General features: G+C 53.6%; 19 protein-coding genes. 12 read left to right on the forward strand and 7 right to left on the reverse strand.

Features of this window, described 5'->3' with window-relative positions:
* Positions 1-34: 34 nt before the first annotated feature.
* Together NTU47_00905 and NTU47_00910 are read right to left on the reverse strand one after the other, a co-directional pair.
* Entirely contained in the window at positions 35-943 is a 909-nt protein-coding gene (locus NTU47_00905) for a paraslipin (GenBank protein ID MCX6132343.1), read from the reverse strand.
* 15 nt (positions 944-958) lie between these two features.
* Positions 959-1,411 carry an NfeD family protein gene (locus NTU47_00910; GenBank protein ID MCX6132344.1) on the reverse strand — a complete coding sequence of 151 codons (453 nt, stop codon included), beginning with the start codon at positions 1,409-1,411 and terminating at the stop codon, positions 959-961.
* Positions 1,412-2,322: 911 nt separating this feature from the next.
* On the opposite strand from NTU47_00910, the gene NTU47_00915 reads away from it, so the two are divergent.
* Positions 2,323-3,630: a TrpB-like pyridoxal phosphate-dependent enzyme gene (locus tag NTU47_00915; protein ID MCX6132345.1), complete on the forward strand. Its 1,308-nt coding sequence runs from the start codon at positions 2,323-2,325 to the stop codon at positions 3,628-3,630.
* A gap of 125 nt (positions 3,631-3,755) precedes the next feature.
* Here NTU47_00915 and NTU47_00920 read toward each other — a convergent pair whose 3' ends face one another.
* Positions 3,756-4,412 carry a TMEM175 family protein gene (locus tag NTU47_00920; protein MCX6132346.1) on the reverse strand — a complete coding sequence of 219 codons (657 nt, stop codon included), beginning with the start codon at positions 4,410-4,412 and terminating at the stop codon, positions 3,756-3,758.
* A gap of 280 nt (positions 4,413-4,692) precedes the next feature.
* On the opposite strand from NTU47_00920, the gene NTU47_00925 reads away from it, so the two are divergent.
* The 3 genes from NTU47_00925 to NTU47_00935 all read left to right on the forward strand — a co-directional run bounded on the left by NTU47_00925 (position 4,693) and on the right by NTU47_00935 (position 9,871).
* Complete coding sequence (locus NTU47_00925; protein MCX6132347.1) at positions 4,693-5,928, forward strand: M48 family metalloprotease; 1,236 nt, start codon at positions 4,693-4,695, stop codon at positions 5,926-5,928.
* Positions 5,929-6,017: 89 nt separating this feature from the next.
* Positions 6,018-8,486, forward strand: a complete 2,469-nt coding sequence (locus NTU47_00930) for a prolyl oligopeptidase family serine peptidase (GenBank protein MCX6132348.1) — start codon at positions 6,018-6,020, stop codon at positions 8,484-8,486.
* A 158-nt stretch (positions 8,487-8,644) separates the two neighbouring features.
* Complete coding sequence (locus NTU47_00935) at positions 8,645-9,871, forward strand: PLP-dependent aspartate aminotransferase family protein (GenBank protein MCX6132349.1); 1,227 nt, start codon at positions 8,645-8,647, stop codon at positions 9,869-9,871.
* Positions 9,872-9,985: 114 nt separating this feature from the next.
* Here NTU47_00935 and NTU47_00940 read toward each other — a convergent pair whose 3' ends face one another.
* From NTU47_00940 to NTU47_00955, 4 genes are all read right to left on the reverse strand, one after another.
* Positions 9,986-10,954, reverse strand: a complete 969-nt coding sequence (locus tag NTU47_00940) for an anti-sigma factor (GenBank protein MCX6132350.1) — start codon at positions 10,952-10,954, stop codon at positions 9,986-9,988.
* Positions 10,951-11,550 carry a sigma-70 family RNA polymerase sigma factor gene (locus NTU47_00945; GenBank protein ID MCX6132351.1) on the reverse strand — a complete coding sequence of 200 codons (600 nt, stop codon included), beginning with the start codon at positions 11,548-11,550 and terminating at the stop codon, positions 10,951-10,953. The genes NTU47_00940 and NTU47_00945 overlap by 4 nt, the downstream gene beginning before the upstream one ends.
* 122 nt (positions 11,551-11,672) lie before the next feature.
* On the reverse strand, positions 11,673-12,380 hold the full coding sequence (locus NTU47_00950) for a hypothetical protein (protein ID MCX6132352.1): 708 nt from the start codon (positions 12,378-12,380) through the stop codon (positions 11,673-11,675).
* Positions 12,381-12,470: 90 nt separating this feature from the next.
* Positions 12,471-14,174, reverse strand: coding sequence for an NFACT RNA binding domain-containing protein (locus NTU47_00955; GenBank protein ID MCX6132353.1), 1,704 nt, complete (start codon positions 14,172-14,174; stop codon positions 12,471-12,473).
* Between the two features lie 238 nt (positions 14,175-14,412).
* Between NTU47_00955 and NTU47_00960 the strand changes: the two genes are divergently transcribed.
* The 8 genes from NTU47_00960 to NTU47_00995 all read left to right on the forward strand — a co-directional run bounded on the left by NTU47_00960 (position 14,413) and on the right by NTU47_00995 (position 20,567).
* Positions 14,413-15,282, forward strand: coding sequence for a YicC family protein (locus tag NTU47_00960; GenBank protein MCX6132354.1), 870 nt, complete (start codon positions 14,413-14,415; stop codon positions 15,280-15,282).
* A 92-nt stretch (positions 15,283-15,374) separates the two neighbouring features.
* A complete protein-coding gene (gene gmk / locus NTU47_00965) occupies positions 15,375-15,953 on the forward strand; it encodes a guanylate kinase (protein ID MCX6132355.1) in 579 nt (192 codons plus the stop codon).
* Positions 15,954-15,992: 39 nt separating this feature from the next.
* Positions 15,993-16,340 (forward strand): DNA-directed RNA polymerase subunit omega, encoded by a 348-nt coding sequence (locus tag NTU47_00970; protein ID MCX6132356.1) that lies wholly within the window; start codon positions 15,993-15,995, stop codon positions 16,338-16,340.
* A gap of 8 nt (positions 16,341-16,348) precedes the next feature.
* Positions 16,349-17,563, forward strand: a complete 1,215-nt coding sequence (coaBC, locus tag NTU47_00975) for a bifunctional phosphopantothenoylcysteine decarboxylase/phosphopantothenate--cysteine ligase CoaBC (GenBank protein ID MCX6132357.1) — start codon at positions 16,349-16,351, stop codon at positions 17,561-17,563.
* Between the two features lie 94 nt (positions 17,564-17,657).
* Positions 17,658-18,479, forward strand: coding sequence for a uracil-DNA glycosylase (locus tag NTU47_00980; protein MCX6132358.1), 822 nt, complete (start codon positions 17,658-17,660; stop codon positions 18,477-18,479).
* Positions 18,480-18,567: 88 nt separating this feature from the next.
* Positions 18,568-19,722 (forward strand): VIT1/CCC1 transporter family protein, encoded by a 1,155-nt coding sequence (locus NTU47_00985; protein MCX6132359.1) that lies wholly within the window; start codon positions 18,568-18,570, stop codon positions 19,720-19,722.
* A gap of 44 nt (positions 19,723-19,766) precedes the next feature.
* Entirely contained in the window at positions 19,767-20,285 is a 519-nt protein-coding gene (locus NTU47_00990; protein ID MCX6132360.1) for a YdeI/OmpD-associated family protein, read from the forward strand.
* Positions 20,286-20,309: 24 nt separating this feature from the next.
* On the forward strand, positions 20,310-20,567 hold the full coding sequence (locus tag NTU47_00995) for a zinc ribbon domain-containing protein (GenBank protein ID MCX6132361.1): 258 nt from the start codon (positions 20,310-20,312) through the stop codon (positions 20,565-20,567).
* Positions 20,568-20,661 lie beyond the last annotated feature (94 nt).

Consider the following 20,661-nt stretch of genomic DNA (forward strand, 5'->3'; position numbering starts at 1 on the left):
CGAGCATTGTGAAGGTTGCCTTCCACTGTGGATCCTATTTTGTGTTCTTCACTACAGACATTGCGGTAGCGATCAGAGACGAAATGTCGCCAAAGTTCGCCGGTAGTATCAATGTCGTGCTCTGCTTCGCCAGATTACCGAATTGTTCCACCAGTTTTTCTGCAACGCGCAATTGCACTGCCACCATTCCGCCGTTGGACTGAACAGCAGCCGCTACCGCTTTGACGCCATCTGCCGTCGCATTTGCCACCGCACGGATTGCTTCAGCCTGACCACCTGCTTCATTGATTTGTTTCTGACGAACTGCTTCGGATTCAAGAACGACCTTCTGTTTCTGCCCTTCGGCAACGTTGATGGCCGACTGTTTTTCTCCTTCTGACTGCAAGATGATCGCCCGTTTCTCGCGTTCCGCCTGCATTTGTTTTTCCATTGCTATAAGTACGGTTTTCGGAGGGACGATATTCTTGATTTCATACCGAAGGATCTTCACGCCCCATGTACGGGAGGCCTCATTGATCGCACTGACGATTGCCGAATTGATCAAGGTCCGTTCTTCAAATGTCTTATCAAGATCGATCTTACCGACTTCGCTTCGCATCGTCGTCTGTGACAACTGCACGATCGAAAACATGTAATTGCTGATACCGTACGATGCCATCTGCGGGTCAAACACCTGCACGAAAATCACACCGTCGACCCCCACCTGCACGTTGTCTCTGGTGATGCAGACCTGCTCAGGTATATCAATTGTCTGTTCTTTCAGCGTATGCTTATAGGCAACTTTGTCCATGAATGGAATGATGTAGCTGATTCCCGCCTGCAGAGCGACGTGAAATTTGCCGAGACGCTCAATGACGTATGCGCTCTGCTGTGGAACGACACGGACGCCTGTGATGACCATGAGGACCACGAGCGCAGCAAGGACAAGAAAGAATATATCCATAAGAACTCCTTTCTGTTAGATAGCCTGTTCGATGTATTTGACTTTCGCCCGGATACCGTCTAGTGAAACAATTTCGACCATGCTCCCTTCGCCAATCGTTTCGGCAGAGTCGCTGAAGGCGATCCATTCGGATCCCCTGTATGAAATGGCCCCTTCGTGACCGACGGGGATTGCTTTAACAACCTTGACCTTTTCCCCTTTGTAGTCCGGTGGCACGTCGTGACTGCCGAAGAACCGTTTCTTCGCAGTTTTTCTGAACACGAACGTCAAGAGCAGGGAAGAAACGGCGAAGACCGCAAGCTGGCTATTGATTCCAGGTGTGATGCCGGCCCACGTGGTGAGCGAGACGATCAAGGCACCCACTCCGAAGAACGCGAAGACGAATGTGAGGCTCATCAGTTCGACGATGAAGAGGATGATTCCGATTATCGCCCAGACAAACACTGGAGACACAAATGTTTCATACATGGCGTTGGTTCCTTTCCCTGATATGAATGCCTCTGAACAATCTTACCTAAACCAGTATTTTCATTTCGACCAACGGGAGAGTTTCTTTTCGAGGGGTTCTTCTATTTCGATTTTCTTGATTTTTGCCATTGCATCCTTTCGAACACAAATACCGTCACCACAGCATTCATCTTGGAGTCAAATTCGGATAGTATTCATGGTTTCTCAGGTAGGCTCACCGCTAATCTACACGAATAACGAGCAGCATTCAACCGAAATGCCTCGCATGGAGACTTGAGTGAGTATCCGGTGTGGGATTCCAAAGAACTGACGGCCTGAATCCTGCTGTTTGTTGCCAGAACCCTCGTCAAAATGCCCTCAGAATGATTCTTGATGACAGTCAACTCGGTAATTCTTAAGGGCTTGATGTCTCCACATGTTTATCATGCTTTCGCCATCGTTGTTGACAGGCTGCCAACGCGGAAGCGACTGATCTTCACGGTTACCTCGGAAATTCTGATAAATCAATTATTCTTGAAACTCAACGTGGTCGAAATGACATTCCCGCCTGACCACATCGAACAGATTGGGCGGGCAGGTCGACCTACATTTTGGACAGCCTCATTTTCAAAGACGTCGACTTCAATCCCAGACTACTTGACAAACTCATAAATGATTCCTATAGTTTAGTAACATGAAACACGAACAGGCATATCAATTGTCAGCAGGTTATTGGTGGTGGCGCCGGCACTAGCCCGCGCTTTACTGCTTGTCGTGCATTCATAAGAATTTGAATTCAACACAACGGTGGAAACGCGGAATGGAGCGTTCCCACCATTTTCGTTTATGGCTACCCTGAACACTGCGAGAACCTCCACCCACGCTTTTCCTTTTTCCACCCTTTCATTCATTGCACACCACATGGAGGTTTCATGCAACGCTCATTCACACTTGAAGAACGGGAAATTCCAACTCATTACTACAACATCCTCCCGGACCTTCCGACACCTCTGGCCCCCCCCCTGCATCCAGCCACGAATCAGCCGATAGGACCCCAGGATCTCGCGCCAATCTTTCCGATGACACTTATCGCACAGGAGATGAGCGCAGAGCGGTTCGTCGAGATTCCCGATGAAGTCCGCTCGGCATACGCTGCTTTCCGGCCGACACCCTTGTATCGCGCCCTTGCGCTGGAAAAAGCCCTGGACACGCCCGCCCAAATCTACTACAAGTACGAGGGGGTGAGTCCTGCGGGGAGTCACAAACTGAATACCGCTCTCGCACAAGCGTATTACAACAAGATGGCAGGGATTAAACGACTGGCAACAGAGACAGGGGCGGGCCAGTGGGGAAGCGCGTTGAGTCTCGCATGCAACATGTTTGGTCTTAAACTCAAAGTGTATATGGTCCGCATAAGCTACGAGCAAAAGCCCTATCGCCGGTCGATGATCCAGACATGGGGAAGCGAAGTGGTGCCAAGCCCCAGCCGCGATACGAATGCGGGTCGCGCAATCCTGGAAAGAGATCCTTCGTCACGCGGAAGCCTCGGCATAGCAATCAGTGAAGCGGTCGAAGACGCTGCAACGCATGACGACACTAATTATTCCCTCGGCAGCGTGCTCAACCATGTTCTGCTTCACCAGACGGTGATCGGTCTTGAATCCATAAAACAAATGGAGCTGGCCGGTGCTTTTCCGGATGTGGTGATCGCATGCGTGGGCGGGGGATCAAACTTCGGCGGACTTGCGCTGCCGTTTGTCAAAGAGAAGATCGGTGGCAAGCAGATTCGCGTCATTGCCGTCGAACCGGCATCCTGTCCGTCGTTGACAAAAGGCGAATTTCGGTATGATTTTGGAGATACAGCGGGCTTGACGCCGCTCCTTCAAATGTATACTCTCGGACACGAATTCATGCCGCCGTCGCTTCACGCGGGCGGTCTCCGCTATCACGGTATGTCGCCGATTGTCAGCTGGCTCTACAAAGACAAACTCATCGAAGCCCAGGCCTATGAACAAAACGACGTGTTTTCCGCTGCGGTGACATTTGCGCGCACCGAAGGGATCATACCTGCCCCGGAGTCTTCACATGCAATCAAGTCTTCGATTGTCGAAGCTCTGAGGGCAAAGGAAGAAGGATCCAAAAAGACGATTCTCTTCAATCTCAGCGGGCATGGTCATTTTGACATGGCCGCCTATGACGCGTACTTTTCCGGGCACCTGGACTCAAATGGGAAGGGGTGAGGGAAAAAGCAGGGATGTATCGGAGTAGTGGAGATATGGAGTAATGGACTGGTGAGCGGCATACTGGTGATTAGTTAATTGGTGATTGGTTAACCGGGTTATTTCCAAACCAATTAACTTCTCATTTACCGTTTCTCTTTCCTCTTCCCCCGATTCACCAGCCGGAGAACAAAAGGAATCAGGATGGGCACGTACCTGGCCGCCCAGGGATTTATGAAAGCGACGGGGATCGTCAACGCGAAAACACTGGAGATGACGACCGCGCGTGTTTTGGCGGCTCGTGTGATTTCAGGCGTGAGGGAATCATCGCTGACTCTGTTTGCGGGATTCCCCACGTACCGCCAGAGTAAAAAGAGCGTGAATCCCGAATAGCAGAAATTCAGAACGTAGACTGCAAGAGGAGTGATGTAGTGAATTGTTTTGGGTGTGGAATACTCGCCGAAAATGCCTGTGCTGAATGGCATCAGCACTATGGAGAGCAGGAAAAGAAGGTTGAGCCAGAGTAGTTTGGATGTGTAGTCGATCACATACCCAAACAGCACGTGATGCCTCGTCCAGTACATGCCGACCAGCAAAAAGCTGATAAGGAAACCGAGAAACTTCGGGGCCAGACGTGCGACGGCCCAGAGAAGATCGGTTTCGTTCGTTATGCCATCGTGCATGGACGGCACTTTGATTTCAATGATCAGCAGTGTGATTGCGATAGCAAAAACCGCGTCGCTGAAAAGGATTACGCGCTCGAGCTGGAGCGCCCTGCGTGAATCGTGGTGGGCTGATTTCATTTAACGTTCGTTCTCCTTTCGCGATTCGTTCTGCCTCCGTGCCAATATATGCACTGGAACGGTTGACCGATGAACATCGAGCCGGTAAAATAGCACAATCGCCTTCGATACACAATGAACTTCCCACGATCGCCGACACTCCGCATGACCATCACTACCGGTTGAATTCTGTAGCGCTTTTCCCTACTTTTCGCTGGAGTCTTGTGGCCAACAAAGCGCCGTCATCTTTTCCCCACAGTTCTCATCGCCCCCTCAGGGCAGACCTCGTCCCAGAGTACGAATGAACCTCATCCTTCAGTCGAGAGATGTTGCTGCACAGAAACGAAGAAACAAAACCCAGACGCTTCTCGTCATGGGCGGATTCTCCCTTTCCTTTGCTTTGCTTGGCTGCCTCTTCGACTACATGATGACGACCTTCAACAATTATCAATTGTTGACGGTTCCGATCGCCGCAGTGATTATCATCTCCCTGATTTTCAATTGGCTTGACGGTCTCAACGAGCGTTTCTCGGATCATGATGATCCTAAAGACGCCGTGGAGTACTATTCGAACAAAGTCACCATTTGGATGGCTTCAACATCATGTATCATAATGTTCTGGATGGTCCTCCTGGAATTGGCCTACATCGATCCTCGTAATTTCGCAAAACCAACGGCACTGTTGGTCATCGGAGAGACTTCACCGTACGGCCTTATCGTCGGAGCATGTCTCGGTGTCGGTGCCGCATTTTCGGCTCTTCAGTGGGGGGCTTATTCCATTCTCAGATCTGTCGGGGCTTCTCCAGCCGATCGCTCATTTGAAGGCGATCGCCGTGTAATTGACATTGTCGAAGATGTCAGCAAAGCAGCAGGAATTTCAGCACCGGGGGTTTTTGTCGTGCAAGACGATGCCCCAAATCTGTTTTCCATTGGCCGGAGCCCGAAACATGCCTCACTTGTCGTATCCCAGGGACTAATCGAGAACCTGAGCCCCGAGGAAATCAAAGGTGCGATCGCACACGAAATAAGCCACATAAGATCCTATGACATTCGCCTCCGGACTGCAGCCACGGCACTTTTTGGATCTGTCGTGTTGTTGACCCGTTGGTCCAGGCCGACCACAATCAAAGGTGGCACATCCAGCATCGTGCTTTCGAGAATCAGAGCCGTGCGGAAGTTCCTTGTGTTTGTTTTTTGGCTTCTCTCCATGTTGGTGGTTCCGGTCGTGACATATGTTCTGGTTGTCCTCACCTTTCGACATCGCGAGTTTCTGGCAGACGCATCAGCCGCAGAACTGACGCATGATCCAGGCGCTCTGGCCCGCGCGCTCAACACAATCGAACACGCCGCCGGCGATGCGACGGTATTGAGGGGCAACATCGCGCATCTTTGTATTATCGATCCGCTCAACCGGGACCTCACTTCAAAAGAGGGGTGGCTTGCGGACCTGCTGGCAACACATCCTCCTACGGCAAAGCGCCTTCTTGTTCTCCGCTCGATGGGCGCTCGTTTCACATCCTCGCCGTCCGTCAGCTAAGTCCATCTATCGTGCGTTGAATTCCACTCTGCTTTTCTTTACTTTGACACGACGGATCCATTCTTTTATCTACTTGTGGAGTTATGTCTATGCGATTTATTCGTTTCTCCCTGTTCGTGTCGGTCATGTTACTCGTCGCGCTCGCGAGTTCCTCTGCACAACAACGCGGCACACCCGTAAACCCAACACGCGGCTGGCTCACCGTTGAGACAATCATGCGGGACCCTGAGTGGATGGGGACTTCCCCCGGCCGTCCTTTCTGGTCGGAAGACGGAGAATTCCTTTACTTCGACTGGCGGCAGAAGGGGGATGCGGGAGATTCGCTCTACGTCGTCAGCGCAAAGGGCGGGACGCCAACGCGCGTCTCTCTGGAGAAACGCAAAGCACTCCCCGGCCGGTCCGGGTCATACAACAAGGAGCGGACAAAAAAGGCCTACAGCAAGAGCGGCGACATATTCGTTCTTGAGATCCCTTCGGGTAAAGAATTTCAGCTGACAAGCACCTCGACGCCCGAGACGGGACCACGCTTCACATTCGACGAACAGAAGATCGTCTTTGAGCGCACCGGGAACCTGTTTACGCATGATTTAAAAACCGGCGCGGAAATTCAGCTTACGAATTTTCAATCCGGCGGAAGTTCGCGTGAAGAGCAGACGATAACGTCTCAGTTCGGGGGCAGATCACGCGAAGGACAATCCACGGGGATGCAGTCCGGAGCCGGCGCACGAGACGGACAACGATCTACTGCACAGAAAACTCTCGAACGCGACCAGCTCGCACTGTTCGATGTTCTGCGGGAACGCAAGGAGGAACGCGAGGCCGGCAAACGACTCCAGGACGCACTTGAACTGAAACGGCCAAAGCCATATTCTCTCGGACAGAAAACCGCGGGATCCTTCGTTCTCTCACCTGACCAACGAACGATCACCTTCACGCTCACTCAGATGCCGACGGACGCCAAACGCACGATCGTCCCAAACTACGTTACCGAAAGTGGCTACACGGAAGACATCCCCGGCCGGACAAAGGTCGGCGAACCCCTTTCGACAAGCGAGTTCTACGTCTACAATATTGCACTCGATTCGGTTGTGCAGGTTAAGATAGACGAGGTTCCCGGCGTCATGAGTAAGAAAGCGCCGGGTGACACAAGCCGGGTGAGACCAAGACCGCGTCCGGTCTCCTTCAGCACCCCCTTCTGGTCCGAGGATGGTAAGCTCGCGTTTGTCCAGTTGTTCTCGCAAGACAACAAAGACCGGTGGATTGTCATGCTCGATGTCGAGAGAGCGAAATTCACAACGGTCGTGGAGCGCCAGCACGATGATGCGTGGCTCGGCGGCCCCGGTATCCGCGGCTTTGGCTTTTCCCAGACCGTCGGGTGGCTTCCCGATTCCCGGCGCATCTATTTCCAATCCGAAGAAGATGGCTGGTCTCACCTCTATACAGTCACATTCGACGGAAAGATCAAGACACAGCTGACAAAAGGAAAGTTCGAAATCTATTCGCCGCGGATCTCGAAGGACAAAAAGCGCTGGTATTTCACTTCCAACGAAGTACATTTCGGCGAGCACCATTTCTATTCCATGCCGTTGGAGGGGGGACCACCAACGCGCATCACCTCCATGGAGGGGGGTAACGAAGTCACACTTTCACCCGCCGAAGACCGCATCGCGCTGCTCTTTTCATTCAGCAACACCATGCCCGAGTTGTTTCTGATGGATAACAAGCCAAGCGTTAAGGCCGTCCAGGTTACGGCTTCTCCTTCTGAACAATTTCGATCGTATGCGTGGCGGGCTCCGCAAGTGCTCACCTTCACGGCGCGTGACAGCGCAGAGGTGCCGGCGCGTCTCTATAAACCGGATCATCCGAACGGTGCCGCTGTCATCTTTGTCCACGGAGCCGGTTACCTGCAGAACGCACACAAGTGGTGGAGCGATTACTTCCATGAGTACATGTTCAACAATTTGTTGACAGACAAGGGATATACTGTGCTCGACATGGATTACCGCGCCAGCGCGGGTCTCGGGCGGGATTGGCGAACAGCAATTTACCGTTTCATGGGAGGGAAGGATCTTGACGACGAGGTCGATGGAGCCAAGTGGCTCGTGCAAAACCACGGGGTGGATGCCAGACGCATTGGTCTTTACGGCGGTTCGTACGGCGGCTTCATGACGCTCATGGCCATGTTCACAACGCCTGATGTTTTCGCCGCAGGAGCCGCCCTTCGTCCCGTCACAGACTGGGCACACTACAACCACGGCTACACGTCGGGAATCCTCAATGTTCCCCAGGACGACACGCTTGCGTATCGCCGCAGTTCGCCGATCTACGTTGCCTCCGGCCTCAAGGGGGCTCTCCTCATCTGTCATGGCATGGTGGATGAAAATGTACATTTCCAGGACGCCGTGAGGCTCGTGCAGCGTTTGATAGAACTGAAAAAGGAAAACTGGGAGCTCGCTGTGTTCCCCGTGGAAGATCACGGCTTCAAGGAACCGACAAGCTGGACTGATGAATACCGGCGAATTCTGAAACTCTTTGATACAAACCTTGCAAAACACTAGCCGTTGTTGAAAGCCTGGTTTGTAAGACTACGATGAACCGCCAAGGGGTTGAATTATTTGACGAAAGAGAACATCTGGGCCACCTTCGACAGTTGAACTGTCGAAAAACTGCTGGCTGTTTGTTCTTCAACATCCCGCTACGATAGGAAGGCACTTCTATGAAAAAGAAACAACCGATGAAAGCACCTCTTTCGCTCGCGACTCGAGCAATCCATGGAAACAAACTGTATGCGTACAAAGGCCCCGTGTCCACACCCATTTATCAGACCTCGACATATCGGTTTGAGACGTCGGAAGATGCGATCCGCTTTGCGAAGGGGGATCCATCGGTATATGTGTACACGCGCTATCACAACCCAACTGTGCATGACGTCGAAGAGAAACTCGCGTTGATGGAGGGGGGCGAGTCTGCCGCCCTTTTCTCTTCAGGAATGGCTGCAATCACAACAGCTATTCTCGCAGTGACAAAGCCGGGAGACGAAATCATCAGCACACCCGCACTGTATGGGGGAACCTACCGGTGGTTTCGCGACGAGCTCCCCAAAAACGGCATTACAGTCAAGTATGTGCACCCCGACCGCCTGGATCAGATCGGGAAGCTGGCGTCACCGAAGACGACGATCGTCTATTTTGAGACGCCGACCAATCCAACTTTGGATCTTGTCGACATCGCAGAAGTCGTGAGGCAAACGCGAAGTGCTGAACGAAAAACCGGCCGCAAGATTCTGATCATGATCGACAATACATTTGCTTCGATTCTGAATCAGGACCCTTTCAAGTACGGCGTTGACGTGATTCTCGAGAGCGCGACGAAATACCTTGGAGGTCACAGCGATATCATTGCGGGAGCTGTCATAGGAACGTCGGACTTCCTGAAACAGGTCCGTGGACTGGCAAAGTATCATGGGGGGTGTGCTGACCCCTTTGCGGCGTACTTGCTGTCCCGGAGCTTGAAGACATATGAGCTCCGCGTCCGGAAACAGAATGAGAACGCACTCGCGTTGGCGGCAGCCCTGGAACAACACAGGAAGGTGAAACGCGTCTTGTATCCCGGGCTTCCTTCATTCCCGAAGCATCAGCTTGCCAGGAAGCAAATGTCCGGCTTCGGCGGTATGGTGACAATTGAAGTAAAGCCCTCCAAGGGACGCTCGCCCGTCGAAGCGGCTGCCCGCGTATGCGACAATCTCAAGATAGCCGTCAATGCAATGTCTCTCGGCGGGGTTGAAACGCTTGTGAGTATTCCGGTCTATTCATCGCATGTCTTCATGTCTGATGACGAACTCAAGCAGCATGGTGTAACGTCAGGAATGATCCGGATTTCAGTCGGTGTGGAGGGAATCGAGGATCTGATCGGTGATTTCGAGCAAGCGCTGGCACTGGCGTAGCGGACCGGGGATTTTTTGAGGGGGCTATAGAACACAAAAGGGAGAGCATCGCTCTCCCTTTTTCATTCCATGTAAATCACATCGATGTCTTCTGTTTCGCGCGGCGATGTTTGCTTACTTCGCAGATACGCGCAACTGCATTGCCCCTGTTGGCTGCGGACTTCCGCCTTTAGGCTCCAATGTCACAGAGAAGCCTTCGATTTCCTTTGTATCACTGACCGGAAGGGACATGGTGTGTAACGTGCTTGACTTCTCGGAGGTTACGTCGAAGAGACCGACACTGTAAAATTTCTTGTCTTTCAGGATCCAGAACTGGTACTGTTTTCCCTCCGGCTGCATGGGCAGGTTTGACGTCTGGAGCACCGCGTTGCGTTTCGCAGGATCCCAGAGGACTTTCCCGTACATCGCGGCTCCGGGAACAATGCCGGCTAGCTCCAGGATTTCGACATGTTCGGCCTGCAAGATGCCGATCGCACTCTGCAATTCCGAGATTCTCTTCTCTTGTGCACCGGCAGTGCCGATAAGCTGGTACAGGAAAACGAACAAGGCTGCGATAAGGAGAACGCCGGTTACGATGGACGCGTACAGGTACCATGGCCGCTCCGGACGAAGCGAGGGAGTCGCAGGTTTTTCTCGTTGTTGCTGGGGTCGTTCACCGCGTTGCTGCTGGGAGCGTTCGCCGCGCTGTTGCTGGGGTCGTTCACCGCGTTGTTGCTGGGAGCGTTCGCCGCGCTGTTGCTGAGGTCGTTCGCCGCGTTGTTGCTGGGAGCGCTCGCCACGTTGCGGCTGAGGGCGTTCGCTGCGTTGCTGCTGGGGAACGTCGACCGCTTGCTGATCGGGTTTAATCGAGGCGATTCGATCGAGGAGAGTCTGGCGTACCCCCGAGGAGGGGGCTTCCTGCTTCAGGGTGAGCGGCAACAAGGCTGTCGCTTCGTACAAACCAGAGAGCTCCACCCGGCATTGTTCGCAGCCGGCGGCGAGGTGAGCTTCGAACTGTTTTCGATTTCCCGGGTTCAGTCGTCCGAACACGTACGGGGTGCACAACTCGAGTTGCGCGTGCCGTTCTTCTGCCTTCGTGGTCATTTCGCCTCCGGCGCGGCAACCTGGCGCAACTTCTGAATTCCACGGCGCATCTTTGCCTTGATGGTGCCGACCGGAATTCTCAGCATGCGAGCGAGATCCGATTGGCTTTGTCCTTCGAAGTAACTGAGTTCGAGCAAGCGCAGTTCAAGTTTGGAGAGCGATCGCAGAGAGTTTCGCGTTTCTTCAGTAATTCCTTTGAGGGTCACGATCGATTCCTCTTCGGGCGTATGTTGTTCTCCCTCGGACGAACCGCGCGGAGGCGTATTCTCGTTCTCATTCCCTTTTCGTTTTTGGGCCGCTGGCCGGATCTTTTCCATCGCTTTGGCCCTGGATAGAGCCATCAGCCATGCATAAACCGATCCATGATACTGGGCATAGCTGCCTGCCTTCTCCCAGACCTGAACGAACACGTCCTGGAGGAGGACTTCGGCGAGTTCGTGCGAACCGGTCATCCGCACACCAAAAGGATACAACACCGGGGCATAACGATCATACAGCGATGCGAGAGCACGTTGATCGGCCCGCTGGATTTTCTTCAGAAGATCTGCGTCCTCGCGGTCATGCTGCTGTCGTTGGTTGATTACGCTTTGCTCCACAACAATCCCCTTCTTCAATAAATACGGAGAGGCCTGTCCGGCCTCGTACACTTGATGAATCTAAGGAGAACCGTCAGGAAAAGCAACCGCAGCGTGCATTGACGCGGGTTTCCTTCCTCACCTCATTGTACAGACTTCGGGACTTCTTCTTTTCGGGTAATGGAATGTTGATGCAGCACATTTTCCACAGCCCCTGTCAGTTCCAATTTCACCGAAAGAGCCGTGAAGTGCAGCACCGGTATCTTGGTGCGTTTGTGCAACACCAGCATTGATGATGTGGCAGATTCCTTTTCCCAGCCAAAGCTCTGGATACACTTCCACGGACAGAACCCTGTTCCAAAGGAAACTCCATGCTCTGTCAGTCCGCGTTTGCTGAGCCCCTGGATCAGGACTGCATAGGCAATCGATAAGCCAAGAACCTGCAGGGAAAGGTCCCGAAATGCCCACTGTGGTTTCTGAACAATTTCCACAATGTCCATCGCAGCGATCCACGCGAGCCCCGCTCCAGCGAAAAGGTTGATGATCATGTCCTGCAAAGGAACTCTTCCCAGGTCGAGAAGGAGCGCACCGCCACGACTGCGCGCTTGAACGAGTCGAACAGTGCGCTCGAGGACGATCAGGATGCCGACGACGCCCAACAATTCCCTCGGAAAATTGCTCCACCAGTTGAAAAGATCATCCAGCGTGATCGCAATCGTCAAGAGCAGGACAAAGGCTCCCACAACAGTTGACAACTGCTTTGACGATGATCGGAGTTTGGTGTGCTTCGAGAGTCCACCCCATAGAAGGCCTGCAGCGAGCACATAACCGATTATCCAGGTCAATGCCATGAAATATGCTCCTTGTATGAATGAGTTCGTCGCTCGACGCTCATCACAGCGTCTTCGCGTGTATGTGCCTTGCCCGCTCAGGGCCCCGCATCACCGTACAGAGTCCTGCTCAGCCTCACTGGGCAATTTCGGATTGACGAAGAACAATTTCTCACGTTCGATCGTCACGGTACCTGCTGGCGCACCGCGCGGTTTGCGGACGTATTTCCGCTCTGTCATGGCGACGGGAACGTTTCTCGCGTTCTTCATTTTACTATAGAAGGCAGCGATGCTTGCGGTTTCTTCCAACGCTCGTCTGCCTGGCTCACCCTTCCCGGTACCGGTGCGCAGAACAACATGTGATCCGCTCGATCCACGCGCATGGAACCAGAGGTCGTTGGGGCGCGCGAACTTAAGCGTCAACAGATCGTTGTTCTCGCTGTTTTTTCCAACCCAGACCTGGAATCCTCCGGTGACTGTGAAGATTCGGAATGGAGCTTCTTCTCGTTTTTCGGCTGCCGCGCCGGGAAGTCCCTTGTAGCCAAGCTGCTTCAACTCTTTGCTGGAATTCGTCATGAATTCCGCGAATTGATCGTAGGTCTGCAGGTCGGACACGCGGTCATGGAATTCCCGGAGCATTTCCCATCGCACACGCACCCCGTCATGGTGCTCAAGCTTTTCTTCCGCACCTGCCCGCGCTTTTTTTGCCTTGTCGAAATAGTATTCCGCATTCCGGGCAGGCGTCAATTTCTGATCGAGCTTGATGACGACCGTCGGACGTTCGGGGCTGTAGATATCTTCCACCTCCACGTCCTTCATACCCTTTTGGAGCAAAGGAAGCTGGGCCATCAGCAGTTTCCCGAGGTGCTCGTACCGCATTGCGCGCTGCAGCGCCTCGGTTTCCTGTTCCATTTTCTGAAGTGTTCGTTCCGCTTTTTCGATTCCCTGCAGCAGAAAGTGCACCAATGATTCCTTCTCCTGGAGCAGCGATTTCTGCTTTCTGTTCTTCCCCACGAACACCCTGATTGCGTCATGAACGGAATCGAAGTATTCCGCTTCTACACCGGCTAGATGTTCGAGTGGAATAATGGAAAATACCGCGGGGAGATTGTTCTGGCTATAAATGCGCGCCCGGGGAGAAGTCTGGATTTCTTTCTGGATCGCTCCACACGAAACGAAGAGCCGCCCGAGATCGATGTCGTTGAGCTCTGCCACAACCTTGCCCTCGCTGATGTGTGACCGGTAGCAGGCTTCGCGCGTCAGCGGTGTGGTGAAGAAGGGAAGGAGTTGTTTGATGGCCGCCGGAAGGAGAATTGTACCGATCGACCGCAGCCGGGTCTGAAAATCTTCCAGGGTCAGTTCTGATTGCTGTTCGGGTTCGCTTCGTTTCGGGAGGACTGATCCCCGAAGTTCTTTTGCGTGGAGAAAGGAATCCACAACCGTCCGCTCTTTGTTGAGGAGCAGGACATTCGCTTTCGAGCCGAACATGCGGACCGACACCAACAGATCGCCGCTGCAGTGAAGTACGAGTTCGCGGTCGGCCGGCTGCATGCTCACGTCGCTGATGAGCCTCCCGGAGAGAATCTGAAACACATCAACCGAATTTTTCTTCGCCCGATTGAACTGGCTACGAAGAAAGAGATAGTTCATCGATGGTTCGCATGAAACCGTGAGGCATCGCTCTCCGGATTCCGTCTTCAGTGAGATCAGAAGTTCGTTTTTCGACTGGCAGAAGATTTCTTTGACTTCACTGCCGCGCAGCGACGCATCGAGATCGGCAGCAAGATATCGCAATGTGTAGTAGTTACTGATCATAGGTTGTCAACACTTCAAGAAAAGGTTGAGAAATTTCGTTCCAAAATCAATTTTGAGCCAACGGGGTGTGGATAACTCTGTGGATAGCATGTTCTGAACTTTGTCTTGCCCGCCCTTCAAAATTTCCGTAAATTTGATTGAATTGGACTGAACCTTTAGAGGAAAACGCAGGCAAAGGCAGCGTGCCCCTGCGCATTGGACTTTTCTTTATACTCGGGATGGACCATTGATTGCCAGCATGACAGGATTTGGCCGAGCAGAAGTTGCCCGGCAGGGAATTACTGCAACAGTTGAAGTACGCGCTGTCAACAGCCGCTACCTGGACGTGACAACCCGCCTTCCCCGCCTGCTATCTCAACGGGAGAAGGACGTCAAGGAAATCGTCCGCTCATGCGTCAATCGCGGAAGCCTGGTGATTTCCGTTTCGGTTGAGCAGGATTCAGGCGGTACTGCGCCGATCTCCGTAAACAAAGTGGCTGCGAAGGCGTATATCAAGCTTCTTAACGACCTTCGCAAAGCTGCGAAGATCAAGGAAAAAGTCCGGTTGGAGCATTTGTTGAAATTCTCCGAGGTTTTTGAGGCTCCTAAGGATGAGCAAACGGACGAACAGGAATGGAAGCTGGTGGAAGAAGCTCTTCGAAGCGCCCTCGATGGGTTCAACACGATGCGCCGCAACGAAGGGGGCGAGCTGGCCAAGGATCTTCAACGCCGGACTCATTGGTTAAGCGACACAGTCGAAAAAGTCGAGCAGTTGTCACGCCTGAGGATACCGGAAGAGCGCAAGCGCCTCCATGAGCGCATCGCTCAATTGGTCGATGACAAATCCATTGTTGACCAGAATCGCCTCGAACTCGAGATCACCCTCCTGGCAGACAAGCTTGATGTTACAGAAGAATGCGTTCGCTTCCGGAGTCATACGAAATTCTTCCTCGACACGATCGCAAACAGCGACTCCGCCGGTCGAAAGCTGAATTTCCTCGTACAGGAAATCAACCGCGAGACGAACACCATCGGCTCAAAGACAAACGACTCCGAGATCGCGCATCTGGTCGTCCAGATGAAGGAAGAGTTGGAAAAGATCCGTGAGCAGCTGCAGAATATTGAGTGAAGACGCGAACAAGAAACTCTGGCTCATTGGCTCCATGGTTCGCAAACCACTTGCCGGTTAACCAATCACCAATTAACCAATCACCGTTCTTGATGTCCAGAGGTAAACTTATCGTTGTCTCTGCTCCAAGCGGCGCAGGGAAAACGACCATCGTAAGAGCCCTTCTGGCGAAGTATCCTTCGATGTTGTTCTCCGTTTCCGCCACCACGCGGCCAAAGCGGGAGATCGAAGTCGACGGACGGGATTATTTTTTCTTGCCGCGCCAGGATTTTGAGCGACGCATCGCGGCGGGCGAGCTTGTGGAGTTCGAAGAAATCTACGGAAACTTGTACGGAACGCTGAAGGCCGAGGTCGATAAGGCTCTGACCAGCGGCAGGACGATGCTGTTCGACATCGATGTAAAAGGCGGGTTGTCGATCAAGCGGATGTACCCTCACGATGCGGTCATTATTTTCATTCGCCCCCCCAGCATTGAGGTACTGCGGGACCGCTTGCTTAACCGAAAGACCGAAGACGAGGCGACATTCAAACGGCGTATGGACCGGGTCGCCATGGAACTCGGTATGGCTTCACAATTTGATTTTCAGGTTGTGAACGATAACCTGGAGCGAGCCATCGCCGACGTCGATTCGCTCGTCGTCGAACATACCACGGAAGCGCAACGAGTATAACAATCATGTTCCATCAACACCTATAAGGAGTACCGCACTGTGCCTGTTAAACCAGTAGAGATAGAAGATTTTTCCCTGGCTGCAACGGACGTGTACGAAGCGATTGTCATCGCATCGAAGCGTGCGCGCCAGATTCACCAGGACATCAAGATCGAGCTCAATCAGCGGATTGAAACCCTGAATCAGCTCACGAATACACCTGAGACTGAGGAAGAGACCGATATTACGGCGAATCCGGATCAGTTGAGGATCAGCCTGGAGTTTGAAAAACGCGCGAAGCCAACCGACACGGCAACGCAGGAAGTCATCGCCAGGAAGGTCAAGTATCGTTACAAGGTAACGGAAGTACCCGAAGTGAAACCGGAAGAACCAGAACCTGAGGCCTGAGGTACTGCGTGCTTCGCGGTAAACACATATTGGTCGGCGTCACGGGAGGTATTGCGGCATACAAGATCTGCTACCTCGTGCGCGATCTCCGCAAGGCCGGGGCCGATGTGCAGGTGGTCATGACCGAGGCCGCGGCCAAATTCGTGACCCCCCTGACCTTTTCTGCCCTGTCTGGGCACGATGTCGTCAGTGATCTCTGGACTCATCACCAGTCGACGGGTTCGGACATCGGAACACAGCATATCGCCCTTGCCAACTGGGCGGACGCGTTTGTGATTGCCCCCGCGTCGGCAAACACCATTGCCAAGCTAACCTACGGTCTTTCGGACAATCTCCTGACAATTGTTGCACTCGCCAGCCGCTGCCCTATTGTTCTTGCACCGACGATGGATGCCGACATGTACCTCAACCCCGTAACTCAGCAGAATGTCTCCAAGCTGCAGGAGAGAGGGTACATTGTTGTACCACCCGATGAAGGAGAGCTTGCCAGCGGACTGAAAGGCCCCGGCCGGCTCCCCGAAATCCAGATCATCATTGAAACGATCGAGCGTATGGTGGGCTCGTCGACCCAGGATCTCAAAGGAAAGAACATCCTCGTTACTGCCGGCCCCACGTATGAAGCCATTGACCCGGTTCGTTTCATCGGCAACCGGTCGTCCGGCAAGATGGGATTCGCCCTTGCGAACGCTGCCGCGATGCGCGGAGCACATGTCACACTTGTCTCGGGACCCGTAAAGCTCGAGACGCCCCGCAACGTGACACGCGTCGATGTCGAATCCGCCGCGCAGATGCACGAAGCCGTCACCACGCACGCCCAGGACGTTGACGCGGTGATCATGGCCGCGGCAGTTGCGGACTTCACACCCCAGGCGGCCTCCAAGAACAAGATCAAGAAGGGCGCGGCGAAGAAAGAATTTTCCATGGATCTCACCGGCACTCCCGACATTCTCCTCTCCCTCGGTCAGAAAAAGAAGAAGGGGACTCTCCTCGTAGGGTTTGCGCTTGAAACGCAGGACGAACTCCGCAACGCACAGGAGAAACTACGAAGGAAGAATCTCGACTTCATCGTCCTGAATTCCTTGAAGGACAAAGGAGCGGGGTTTTCGGGCGACACCAACGTTGTGACGATTGTGGATAGGAAGGGTAGGGTAGAGAAGCTGCCGCTGATGTCGAAGTTCGATGTCGCAAACCAGATTTTGAACCGCGTACGAACATTACTGTAGTCCGCAACGGGATGTCGACCCACACCGCTCGTTGTCCGGAAGCGGAAGAAGGCCTCATCCATTTTTTTTGCCTTACCTTCAGACCGTCCGCCCTATGTCACACGCCAACACCGAACTGACCAAACTGTTGAGCGATATTCAGAAAGCGCTTGTCCAGGAACAGGAATTGTTCGGCAACACCCTGTACACGAATCCGGAACCCCCACCCCTAACACAGGCAGGAGATGGTATGCCATCACGCAAGAAGGTTGTCCACGTCGCAAATGGTTTCGACCTGTTTGGCGGTGCACCTGCTCCGCAAGCCATGGAGGAGAAGCTCCCGGATTTTCCGGCTGAACCGTGGATCGCCGCGCAAGACGTGAGCAGCCTCAACGCCCAGATATGCACGTGCATGAAATGCGCCTTGGGGAGCACACGGATCAAGTTCGTGTTCGGCGTGGGAAATCCAAATGCAGATATCGTGTTCGTTGGCGAGGCGCCAGGTGCTGATGAAGACGCGCAGGGAGAGCCGTTCGTCGGCCGTGCGGGACAACTTCTTAACAAGATTCTGGAGGCTATCCATTTCAAACGGGAAGACGTGTACATCTGCAACATTTTGAAGTGCCGGCCTCCCAACAACCGCGACCCGTTGCCTGAGGAAGTCGATTCCTGTGAACCATATCTTTGGAAGCAGCTTGAGCTCCTCAAACCGAAAATTATTGTCTGCTTGGGCCGGATTGCAGGGCAAACGCTCCTCCGCACAAACGAAACCCTCGGTAATCTCCGCGGGAAGGTCCACAACTACCGCGGTATCAAGCTGGTTGTGACGTATCACCCTGCGGCTCTTCTTCGCAATCCTAACTGGAAGAAACCGACGTGGGAGGATATCCAGTGGATTAAGAAAATGCATGACGAAATGAAGGCGGAACAACCTTAGAACCAACTTTCCTGTTGGTCCCCTGCATCACTATCAAACAGAATGCCGGCACGACGGCGACGCCGTGAGCGCTCACAAACCACACGCTATGGACAAAGACAAACAGTTTATCATAGGCCTTACACAGGCATGGCGCGATGAAATGCGCGCAGCCAAAAACTACCACGAGCTCGCGAAGATCGAAACCAACCCCGACAAACGGGGAATCCTCGTGCGGATGGCCGAAGCGGAAGAACGGCATGCGGAACGCTGGCGGGCGCGCCTCCGCGAACTCGGTGCCGACCCGGGAAAGTACAAGGAGTCTCTTGTCGACCGGCTCCGCCGCTGGACATTGCTGAAAAGCGACTCAACCGTCGCAGCCAAAATGCTCGAAGCGGGAGAAGGCGAAGCGGACAAGCTGTACGACGTCCTGATGACATCCGCAACGTCGCAAAACGACCGCAATGCTCTTCTCGAGGCACAACGCGAAGAACGTTCGCACACCCGCATGCTCGAAGAATTTGAAGGATCTCCTGCCCAACCGCAGGGTCGTCTTGACACTATGTTGAGGCGCGAAACGTGGCACGTCCGTGCGGGAGGATGGATCGGTCAGGCGATCTATGGCGTCAACGACGGCCTCGGAGCTGCATTCGGCGTGGTGAGCGGCGTTTCCGGCGCAACCCAGGCGAACGGTGAGTTCGTTCTCCTCAGCGGATTCGCAACCATGATAGCGTCGGCGCTTTCGATGGGCAGCGGCGCGTACCTCGCTATGAAGTCTGAGCGGGAAGTATATGAAGCGGAGGTAGAGCGCGAAAAACTCGAGATCGAGAACAACCCTCAGGAGGAACTCGAGGAACTTGAACTTTTCTATCAGTTGAAGGGTTTTACCGAAGCCGAAGCGAAGACCATGGCGCTACGGCTGTCTGAAAAGCCGGATCAATTCCTCAAGACCCTTGTACACGAAGAACTGGGTCTCTCAGAAGAATCGTTCCCGAACGAATGGCGCGCATCAATCAGCGCGACCGTAAGCACGGCAATCGGAGCTTCCATTCCCGTACTTCCGTTCCTCTTCACTTCGGGAACGACAGCCTTGATCATTTCGCTCATCGTGAGCACCCTTGCCCATTTTCTCGTCGGCGCGTCGAAGGTCCTTGTCACCGGCCGGTCATGGGTGAAGAGCGGCCTCGAAATGACTCTGGTCGGTCTTGGTGAAGCGGCAATTACCTACGCAATCGGATTGCTTGTCGCCCCGGCGCTTCGATAGGCGATTTCCAGAAGGGCTCGACGAGACGGAATGGACGTACACGCATGACACAATCAAAACCTCTGCGATTCATCGCGACTCTGGAAAAGTCCACCAACAAGCTTTGGGGTTCTCATCTGTGCGTACCGCAATCGGTCGCGAAAAAGTTGGTGCGCGAGGGCTCGCGCCGGGTCCTTCGCACGCTGAACGGCTCCGAATCACATCAGTGCGCCTTGCTGCCGTACGGTGATGGCGCCTTTGTGCTTTCCGTGAACAATAAATGGTGCAAGACTCTGAACCTGGAAATCGGTTCCGACGTGAGAGTCGGGTTGCAGCGGGACGAAAGCGCATACGGCCTCCCCGTCCCGGCGGAATTGAAGGAGTTGTTTCGGCAGGACGCAGAAGGCAACCGGTTGTTTCACGCATTGACACCCGGACGCCAGCGCACTTTGTTGTATATCGTTGGATCGGCTCGCCATTCTGAAGAACGAGCACGCACAGCCAGCATCATCGTGCGGCACCTTCAGGACAACAACGGAAAGGTGAACCGCAAACAGTTGAACCAATCGTTGAAACGCCGATAATTCGTCTGAAGGGAGCGCAGTGCGATGACGTACACGAATTGCCAGAGTTGCGGGATGCCCAGGTCGAAAGACCCGCAGGGGGGCGGTACCGAATCGGATGGCAGCAAGAGTCTGATGTACTGCAGTCGTTGTTATGAACGTGGAACGTTCACTCGCCCCGATATCACCGCACAGCAGATGATCGATCTGGTGAGGGGAAAGATGAAAGAGATGCACATTCCGGGTTTCCTGGCGTACTTCATTGTGAAGAAGATCCCAAAACTGAAGCGGTGGGCGGGGTGAGGAGTAGTGGAGTATAGAAGTCGATGAGTAGTGGAGTAATAGATAAATCGAGTCCTGGTCAGTGAACGGTTCATGACGGGATCTTGGCGAGCCG

The sequence above is a fragment of the Ignavibacteriales bacterium genome (assembly GCA_026390595.1).
Classification (GTDB): Bacteria; Bacteroidota; Ignavibacteria; order UBA10030; family UBA10030; genus UBA9647.

Bases quoted from the DNA above. Each gene is read 5' to 3' on its own strand.
- NTU47_00980 (MCX6132358.1), top strand. From the start codon at position 17,658: ATGTCACACGCCAACACCGAACTGACCAAACTGTTGAGCGATATTCAG.
- NTU47_00920 (MCX6132346.1), bottom strand. From the start codon at position 4,412: ATGAAATCAGCCCACCACGATTCACGCAGGGCGCTCCAGCTCGAGCGC.
- NTU47_00995 (MCX6132361.1), top strand. From the start codon at position 20,310: ATGACGTACACGAATTGCCAGAGTTGCGGGATGCCCAGGTCGAAAGAC.
- NTU47_00990 (MCX6132360.1), top strand. From the start codon at position 19,767: ATGACACAATCAAAACCTCTGCGATTCATCGCGACTCTGGAAAAGTCC.
- NTU47_00955 (MCX6132353.1), bottom strand. From the start codon at position 14,174: ATGATCAGTAACTACTACACATTGCGATATCTTGCTGCCGATCTCGAT.
- NTU47_00985 (MCX6132359.1), top strand. From the start codon at position 18,568: ATGGACAAAGACAAACAGTTTATCATAGGCCTTACACAGGCATGGCGC.
- NTU47_00960 (MCX6132354.1), top strand. From the start codon at position 14,413: ATGACAGGATTTGGCCGAGCAGAAGTTGCCCGGCAGGGAATTACTGCA.
- NTU47_00905 (MCX6132343.1), bottom strand. From the start codon at position 943: ATGGATATATTCTTTCTTGTCCTTGCTGCGCTCGTGGTCCTCATGGTC.
- NTU47_00950 (MCX6132352.1), bottom strand. From the start codon at position 12,380: ATGGCATTGACCTGGATAATCGGTTATGTGCTCGCTGCAGGCCTTCTA.
- NTU47_00940 (MCX6132350.1), bottom strand. From the start codon at position 10,954: ATGACCACGAAGGCAGAAGAACGGCACGCGCAACTCGAGTTGTGCACC.
- NTU47_00910 (MCX6132344.1), bottom strand. From the start codon at position 1,411: ATGTATGAAACATTTGTGTCTCCAGTGTTTGTCTGGGCGATAATCGGA.
- NTU47_00915 (MCX6132345.1), top strand. From the start codon at position 2,323: ATGCAACGCTCATTCACACTTGAAGAACGGGAAATTCCAACTCATTAC.
- NTU47_00925 (MCX6132347.1), top strand. From the start codon at position 4,693: ATGAACCTCATCCTTCAGTCGAGAGATGTTGCTGCACAGAAACGAAGA.
- NTU47_00935 (MCX6132349.1), top strand. From the start codon at position 8,645: ATGAAAAAGAAACAACCGATGAAAGCACCTCTTTCGCTCGCGACTCGA.
- NTU47_00930 (MCX6132348.1), top strand. From the start codon at position 6,018: ATGCGATTTATTCGTTTCTCCCTGTTCGTGTCGGTCATGTTACTCGTC.
- gmk (MCX6132355.1), top strand. From the start codon at position 15,375: ATGTCCAGAGGTAAACTTATCGTTGTCTCTGCTCCAAGCGGCGCAGGG.